The 7,476-nt window shown below is 70.7% G+C and carries 7 protein-coding genes; 1 reads left to right on the top strand and 6 read right to left on the bottom strand.

The window, feature by feature from the left end:
* From I8N67_RS34785 to I8N67_RS34770, 4 genes are all read right to left on the bottom strand, one after another.
* A partial coding sequence (locus I8N67_RS34785; RefSeq protein ID WP_200308277.1) for an NB-ARC domain-containing protein occupies window positions 1-1,528 on the bottom strand: 1,528 nt, incomplete at its 3' end.
* Window positions 1,529-1,571: 43 nt separating this feature from the next.
* Window positions 1,572-2,081 (bottom strand): hypothetical protein, encoded by a 510-nt coding sequence (locus tag I8N67_RS34780; RefSeq protein WP_200308276.1) that lies wholly within the window; start codon window positions 2,079-2,081, stop codon window positions 1,572-1,574.
* 274 nt (window positions 2,082-2,355) lie between these two features.
* Window positions 2,356-5,091, bottom strand: a complete 2,736-nt coding sequence (gene fxsT / locus I8N67_RS34775; RefSeq protein WP_307835457.1) for an FxSxx-COOH system tetratricopeptide repeat protein — start codon at window positions 5,089-5,091, stop codon at window positions 2,356-2,358.
* Window positions 5,092-5,140: 49 nt separating this feature from the next.
* Window positions 5,141-5,494, bottom strand: coding sequence for a hypothetical protein (locus I8N67_RS34770; protein ID WP_200308275.1), 354 nt, complete (start codon window positions 5,492-5,494; stop codon window positions 5,141-5,143).
* A 131-nt stretch (window positions 5,495-5,625) separates the two neighbouring features.
* On the opposite strand from I8N67_RS34770, the gene I8N67_RS34765 reads away from it, so the two are divergent.
* Window positions 5,626-5,817, top strand: a complete 192-nt coding sequence (locus I8N67_RS34765; RefSeq protein ID WP_200308274.1) for a hypothetical protein — start codon at window positions 5,626-5,628, stop codon at window positions 5,815-5,817.
* 98 nt (window positions 5,818-5,915) lie between these two features.
* On the opposite strand, the gene I8N67_RS34760 is transcribed toward I8N67_RS34765, so the two are convergent.
* Entirely contained in the window at window positions 5,916-6,944 is a 1,029-nt protein-coding gene (locus I8N67_RS34760) for an RNA polymerase sigma factor (protein WP_200308273.1), read from the bottom strand.
* Window positions 6,937-7,125: a hypothetical protein gene (locus I8N67_RS34755; RefSeq protein WP_200308272.1), complete on the bottom strand. Its 189-nt coding sequence runs from the start codon at window positions 7,123-7,125 to the stop codon at window positions 6,937-6,939. Before I8N67_RS34755 ends, I8N67_RS34760 begins: the two co-directional genes overlap by 8 nt.
* Window positions 7,126-7,476 lie beyond the last annotated feature (351 nt).

Genomic DNA, 7,476 nt, shown 5'->3' with positions numbered 1-7,476 from the left:
CCGTGTAAACCAGGGTGCGCCGGAGGTAGTTGGTTGCACGGGTGAGCTGGCCGTGGCCGATGAGGAAGAGCCCGGCGTAGCTGAGGAGGAGTGCGGTGGTGTCGGTGTCAGTGTCGGCGGGCGCATGGTCGGCCAGGGCGTCGATGTGGGGGAGCAGGGTGCGCCAGGCGGGCCAGGCGGCGGGTGTGTCCCAGGTGGCGGGCAGGGCGGCGCGCAGGTGGGCGGTGGCGTGGGTGCGGGCTTGCCCGATGTGGTGGGGGGCGCGGTGGGGGTCGTCGGGGTCGGGGGTGCGGGCGAGGGCCTGGACGAGGCGGTGGACGGCCAGGGTGCCGGTGCCGGGGTCGGGGGTGATCATGCTGTAGGCGGTCAGCAGGCCGATCGCCGCGCTCCGTGCGGGCGGGTCGGTGAGGTCGTCGGTCAGGGTGGCGGGGATGTGGTCGGGGGCGTACCAGGCCAGGGTGCGCAGCAGGTCGGCGGCCGAGGGCTGGAGGGTGGTGATCCGGTCCAGGGTCAGGTTCCAGATGCGGGCGATGGTGCGTTCGGCTGGGGTGGTGACTGCGCCGTGGCGGTACATCGCCGCCGGGTACTCGTCGAGCAGGTGCAGGTAGGCGCGGGGGGTGGTGAGCGGGTTCTGCGCGAGGTAGGCGGCGGCCTGCTCGATCGCCAGTGGCAGGTGGCCGAGTTCTTCGCACAACTCGGCTGCGCCGTCCAGGGTGCGGGGGCCGGCGGCGGTGACGGTGTGGGTGAGCAGGGTGAGGGAGTCGGCCGGGTCGAGGACGTCGAGGCGGACCAGTGTGGTGGCGTTGTTCCAGGCAGTGGCGAGCCGACTGGTGATCAGGAAGCGGCCGTCGGGGGCGCGGGCGATCAGGGGGGCGATGTCGGCGGGGTCGTTGACGTTGTCCAGGACGAGCAGCCAGCCGGTGTGAGTAGCTAGCCACTGCGAGGCGTATTCGGCGAGCGCCTCGGCGGTCAGGGCCCTGGCCAGGGCGGGCTGCAGAGCGATAGCCAGGTCGATCAGGCCCTGCTGGACGCCGGCGGGGCTGTCGGCGGTGATCCACCGCATCGGTGCGTGGCCGTGGGGGCGGGTTGCGGCCCAGTGGGCGGCCAGGGTGCTCTTGCCGATTCCGCCGAGCCCGTGCACCGCCTGGACCAGTGCCGCGCCGGGGGCACTGAGGGCGGCGTCAAGGCGGTCGAGTTCGTGGCCGCGTCCGACGAACGCCTCTGGGAGTGGGGGCAGGGCGTCCAGGCCCGCGGGGGCGTCGACCTCGGCGGGAGGCCGCAGCGCCTGCGGCGGCAGCGTGACGCTGGAGTTGTCGGTGTAGATGCCGCTGACAGCGATCCCGCCATTGGTGGCGGTCGGGTTCCCGCTGTAGAGCACCTCCTGCCAGGTTGCCCCGGCGCCGGGCGCGGCGGGTGGCCGGGCGGTGTCGGCGGCCCGGGGCGCCCGGCCGCCGCTGCCCGTGGCCGCCCCGGTGGGTGCGCCAGCGCTCTTGCCGGAGCCGCTCCTGCGCCACGGCCATCTGACCATGTCGTCCCTCCGCCATTCGTACAGCCATAATGGTGCCGGGGGGTCATTCGCTGACGATGCCGCTGACCGCGTTGGAGCCCGGCCCGTCGGCTTCGGCGTCCCCGGTGCCTACCGCCTTCGCGGGGCCCGACCGGCCACCGTCCGCGCGCTTGATGCCGGTGACCGCGCTGCCGCCGTCGCGGGCGACAGCCCTGCCCGTCGCGACCGCCGCATCACCGGCCGAATCGGCGACGAACACCAACAACTCGCGCAGCTCGCCTGCCGCGCGCTCCCGCCCGCCGGCATCGAGACTCTCCAGCAGGGCTTCGAACCGCCCCTGCCACAGACCCTCCTGCCGCAGCCGGTCCCTGGCGATGTCAGCCGAAGTCCCCGGTGCCAGCACCCGCGCGGTGTGGTCCAGGCGTTCGAGCTCGGCGCGCTGCCGCGCGGTGCCGCCACTACTGAAGAGATCCGCGACCCTCCGGCGCAGCCCGTTCCACGCATCAGTACCCGCGGCCTGGACCACCGCGCCACCACCTGCCGCCGCCAGCACCGTCAACGCCTCGACCAGCATGTCCCTCACCCCTCCGCCCAGATCGGCCGCCCGCCACCATCCCGGCACCGGACAACCACACGTCGTTCACCTATAAGCACACACGGTAACAACAGAGAGTTCCCGCCCGGGCCGCCTGTACAGCACTCCAGCCAGCTCCCCGGGCAACGCCGGACCTGCCGCACGCACCGTTGATCTTGATCCGTGAACATGAAGGGATTGCACGTGACACAGGCGCGTACACGGCACGTGTGACAGCGACGGTCTGAAGGAACGCCGTGCTGACCTTTGTGCTTCACGAACGGTCGTTATGCGGCGCCGCGGCCGCATCCCCTGCCCGGCCCTGCCTGGCGGCGAGGTTGTACCGGGTGGCCAGGGTGTCGGGGTGGTTTTCGCCCAGTACCCGCACCTGGTCGGCCAGCAGTTCGGCCAAAGCGGTGACGGCTCCGGCCGCATCCCCCGCCGCACCCCGCATGGCGGCGAGGTTGTTTCGGGTGGCCAGAGTGTGGGGGTGGTTTTCGCCCAGTACCCGCACCTGGTCGGCCAGCAGTTCGGCGAAGGCGTCGGCGGCTCCGGCTGCATCCCCCGCCGCACCCCGCCAGCGCGCAAGGGAGCCCCGGACAGCCAGGGTGTCGGGGTGGTTTTCGCCCAGTACCCGCACCTGGTCGGCCAGCAGTTCGGCGAAGGCATCGGCGGCCCCGGCCGCATCCCCTGCCCGGCCCTGCATGGCGGCGAGGTTGTACCGGGTGGCCAGGGTGTCGGGGTGGCACTCGCCCAGCACCCGCATCCGGTCGGCCAGCAGTTCGGCGAAAGCGGTGACGGCTCCAGCCGCATCCCCCGCATCACCCTGTATGAAGGCGAGGTTGTTTCGGGTGGCCAGGGTGTGAGGGTGGTCCTCACCCAGCACCCGCACTCGGTGTTCCAGCAGTTCGGCGAAGGCCTCGGCGGCCCCGGCCGCATCCCCCGCCTCACCCCGCCAGCGCGCGAGGCCGCTGCGGGTGGTGAGGGTGTCGGGGTGGTCCTCACCCAGCACCCGCACTCGGTCGGCCAGCAGTTCGGCGAGGGCCTCGGCGGCCCCGGCCGCATCCCCCGCCCGGCCGCGCATGAAGGCGAGGTTGTTTCGGGTGTTGAGGGTGTGGAGGTGGTCCTCACCCAGCACCCGCACCTGGTCGGCGAGCAGTTCGGCGAAAGCGGTGACGGCTCCGGCCGCATCCCCCGCCTCACCCCGCCAGCGCGCGAGGCCGCTGCGGACAGCCAAAGTGTCGGGATGGTCCTCACCCAGCACCCGCATTTGGTCGGCCAGCAGTTTGGCGCAGGCGTCGGCGGCTCCGGCTGCATCCCCCGCCGCACCCCGCCAGCGCGCAAGGGCGCTGCGGACAGCCAAGGTGTAGGGGTGGTCGGCGCCAAGGTGGTGGCGTGCGGCTTGGGTGAGGTGCTGGTAGTGGTCGCGGGCGGCGGTAACTTGCCCGGCCTCGCCGAGGCTGTCGCCCATGCGGTGCAGCACCGCATGGGCGACCGGCCGGTATAGGGCCTCTTCGGCGCAGGCGGTCAGGGCTCGAGTATTGGCGCGGAGGGCCTGGGCAAGGGCGGTGTCGCGTTCGATGACTGGCCAGACGATGAGTAGGGCGTCCGCGGCGGTACGCACGTTCTGGTCGTGTAGGTGGGGGGTGAGGGTGTCGCGGGTGGCGCGCTGGATGAGTTGGTGGACGCGGACAGCCTGGTGCGGGGTGGCGGAGGTGTAGTCGATGAGGCTGAGCCGGTGTAGGGCGCTCAGGGCACGCCTCGCGTCCCGGGCGGATACCGGGGTCGATGCCCCGGCGGGGGCCTGGTCGGTGCGGGTGCGGTGTGTGGCGAGGTGGGCGAGAACGGGCTCGCTGGTCAGGACGGTCTCGGGGATGCCGTTGGCATCGAGCAGGGAGGTCAGCTGAAGCATCGGGCGGGCCAAGCCGACAGGGCGCAGGGTGTCGGCGCGATCGATAGACAGGGACCAGGCGGCGGCCAGGGGCAGAGCCTGGTCGTCGGGCAGGGCATCGGGGGAGGCATCGGCGAGAGTGGTGGTGCGGTCGGCCAGCAGTTCCCGGTAGTCGGCCACGCTCTCGCCGGTGTCGATGAGGTACGCGGCCGCCTGGGCGAGGGCCAGGGGCAGATATCCGAGATCCTTGGCCAAGGCGGTCAGCTGGTCGACGGATTCACTGCGGTCGATCAGGGAGCCGGTGAGGTAGGTGAGGGCTTCATCCTGGGTGAACAGGCCGACCTCGATGGTGTGGCGGCCGTGGGCGGTGAGGGCGGCGTCCCGGCGGCGGGTGGTGACCAGGATGCGGCCGTGAGGACTGGCCGGCGGCCACAGGCCGTTCAGGTCGGCGGGGTCGGTGACGTCGTCCAGGACGATCATCCACCGGCACGGCTTTGCTCCGGCCTTGGGGGTGAGCCAGGCGAGGAAGGACCGGGCAGCCTTCTCCGCATCGTCTGGATCGGCCCGGCACAGCTCGACGCCGGCCTGGGCGTATCCGGTCACGATGGGTGAGCGGGCGCTCGCGGTGGTCCACACCAGGACATCCAGGCCGCCGACTGCGCCGTCGTCGTTCCAGGCGGTGCGGGCGTAGTCGGCGGCGAGCTGGGTCTTGCCGACCCCGCCCATCCCTGTCAGCAGCTGGGTCAGGACCGTGGTGCCACCGCCGTCGACCGCCGTGCGCAGCCGGTCCGTCTCGGCGCGATGCTGGAAAGACCGCGCCGCAGGGGGGAGGATGCCGACCTGGTGCGGCCAGGGGGCCGGTTCCTGAGGCGTGCGCGGCTGCACGGTCAGCGTACCGACGTTACCGCTGATGGCGGTTCCGCCGTTGGTGGCGGTCGCGTCCCCGGTTTGGGACAGGTGTACCGAAGTACCGGGGGCGCGGCCGGTTCCCGGGGCCGAGCCGCGGCAGCCGGTCACCGCTGTGCCCCCGGATGAGGCGGTAGCGTCCCCGGTGTCGGTCACCGTGACCTCCGCGCCGGTTGCGTAGGAGGCGCGCCGATTGCTGTTTTCCTCGGCCACGTGATCGTCCTTCTTCCGACTCTTGCCGCCCGTGCTTCAACCGGTCCGGTCAGCTGTAGTCGATGCCGCTGGTGGCGCTGCTGTCGTCGCCAGTGGCGGTGGCGTTCCCGGTCTTCTCCGCCCTCGCCGATCCGCTGCCGCGACCCTGAGGACGCTTGACACCTGTGGTGGCCCGGCCCCCGCCGCTCGCGCGCGCAGTCCCGGTCCGTACGGCCGTGTCCTCGGTACGGTTTCCCGGGTGCTGGAACAGGGCCCAGACCAGGGCCGCGATGCCAACGGCGGCCTGTATGGAGGCCCCGGCCAGGGCTCCCGCACCGGGACTGTCCAGCAGCCAGATCAGCGGCGTGGTGACGATCCCAACTGCCGCCAGCGCGATGACCGTGATCTTCCACCCTTGCGTCATGCCGACCTTTCCCTCTTCGCCTCTGGCGGACCCGGCGGGTCCGCTGACGGCACACCGATTCCTATGGTCTCGCCATGATTTCGCATGAAGTAAGAAACGCGTCCCGCGTCGCTTTGGTTCCGGGGCTTCTCATGCGGGATCAGTGGCGCCGACGGTGGTGTGCAGTGACCGTGCTCGTCGAGCTGGGCGATTTCGCGGTCGTAGCCGACGGTGATGGAGCCGTAGCAGTTGGCCGCCTGGCTGCGGACTGGGGAGATGTGCGCCAGTACCTCGGCGTCTACCTCGTGTCCGGCCCCGCGCAGCTCGGCCACGGCCAGGCCTAGGTCGACAGCAGCGCCTTGGAGACCACCCGCCAGGAGCTCGCCGCCGTGAGGACCAAAGCCGCCACCGCCACGGACTAGTGCGGTGGCAGCTGCGCGGATCAGAAGTCGATGCTGCCGGGCTCCTCCCGCAGACCGAGCGGGTCGACGACCTCATCCGGCAGAAACACATGCATTTTAGAACGTTCATGCACGAGGAGGTCATCCGGGTCCGTGAGACGGCGGCATGACGGAGCCGGGCACACCATAAGCCTGTTGCGCCGCATACTCTTGCGGTAGCGGCCCGTCGTGTCGATGCCAATCACCCACGACCTTTCCTCGGCCGTCAGTTCCCTGTGCAGCGCCCGTTGGCTGCAGTGCGGACACGTCAGCCGTCTGGGCCCAGGCGGAGGTGAGAGCCGAAGTAGCTGGCGCACCTTCTCCGACCGGTATGCCCACCAGGCCATTGGCGCAAGGCCTGCGCCGACGAACAGCAGTGTGAACAACAGCGCCGTCGGCCACCCCTGATACAAGGCCGGACCGGAAGGACTGCCCGGGTGCCCCGGTCCGCCCCAGCTCGTAGCGGAGGACAGCATCTTGAAGGTGCACACGACGACGGTTGCGAGGAGAGACGCGAGCACGGCAACGGCTTGCGCGACCTGCACCCCGATGGTGCCGGGCTTCTTGCCCAGCAGTTTGGCTGTCTCCCGCTGGCTGTAGCCCAGGCCCTTAGTGGCATAGACGGCTTTGCGCTGTTCGGGGGGCAGTTCACCGAGGGCCGCACGCACGGCGAGGCGGTTGTCCACGATCCGCGCGTGGTCCGTGTCGAGCTGCGCGAAAATCTCCAGCAGGTCGCGGCTCCGGTCGATCTCCACCTCATACCGGCGGCGTCGCTCCCGACCCTCCTTCTCTACCTCCCGCTCGATCACCCGGTGCAGGTACGCACGCGGCTCCAGGATGTCCGACCGACTCCCCAGAGCAGCGGCCACGGCTCTCTGCACGATGTCCTCGGCGTCGGCTTGGCCGGACGGTACCTCCGCCCGCTGCAGCAGCTTGCGGGCCCGGCCCACCAACTCGCCGCGGCGGCGCCGATACACCGACTCCACCGACTCCTCGGGCTGCTCCGTGCCCTCCGGACTGTCCTCACGCATCGGTCCTCCCCCGCTTCGACCCCTTCCCCGCACCCCGCCCGCTCACCGTCTCGCGAGCCTCGCGCCGCGCCCGAATGATCTCGGCCTTGCCTCGGGCCTCGTTGCGGTAGGCCAGGCTGTTGACCAGCTTCTTGACGCTGGGGAGCAGGATCCCGATCACTACTGCGCCGACGATTTCCACCGAACACCCTCCTCGAAGTCTGCGGCCTGTAGCGCTCCAAGGACGTGGAGTCGGCGGCCGTACACCCCTGTAGAGGGAGTAGGGGCGGGTTCTCTTTACCAGCTCCTCAAGATCTTTTTGGGGGCCAGTCAGCCTGTTTGCCTTGCGCGATCCCGGCGAGCCTGCGACTGACGCGATGCCGAGTCGAGCCAGACGCCATGGCACACATTCGACCGGCCATCCTGTCCGAGTTGTTACGACCGCATTGCCCGAACCCAAAGGCCCCAGCCCAGTTACCCAAAGTCACTGCACGAGGGCTGCCGGTGGACCAACACGCGACAGTTGAATACGCGAGCCCACCAGCATTAGCCC

The organism is Streptomyces adelaidensis (genome assembly GCF_016598475.1).
GTDB lineage: Bacteria > Actinomycetota > Actinomycetes > Streptomycetales > Streptomycetaceae > Streptomyces > Streptomyces adelaidensis.
Note: the sequence above shows the minus strand (reverse complement) of the source record. Positions and strands in the feature narration are given on the sequence as shown.

Coding starts and splice junctions, on each gene's coding strand:
- I8N67_RS34780 (WP_200308276.1), bottom strand. CDS start 2,081: ATGCTGGTCGAGGCGTTGACGGTGCTGGCGGCGGCAGGTGGTGGCGCG.
- I8N67_RS34770 (WP_200308275.1), bottom strand. CDS start 5,494: ATGACGCAAGGGTGGAAGATCACGGTCATCGCGCTGGCGGCAGTTGGG.
- I8N67_RS34765 (WP_200308274.1), top strand. CDS start 5,626: ATGCGGGATCAGTGGCGCCGACGGTGGTGTGCAGTGACCGTGCTCGTC.
- I8N67_RS34760 (WP_200308273.1), bottom strand. CDS start 6,944: ATGCGTGAGGACAGTCCGGAGGGCACGGAGCAGCCCGAGGAGTCGGTG.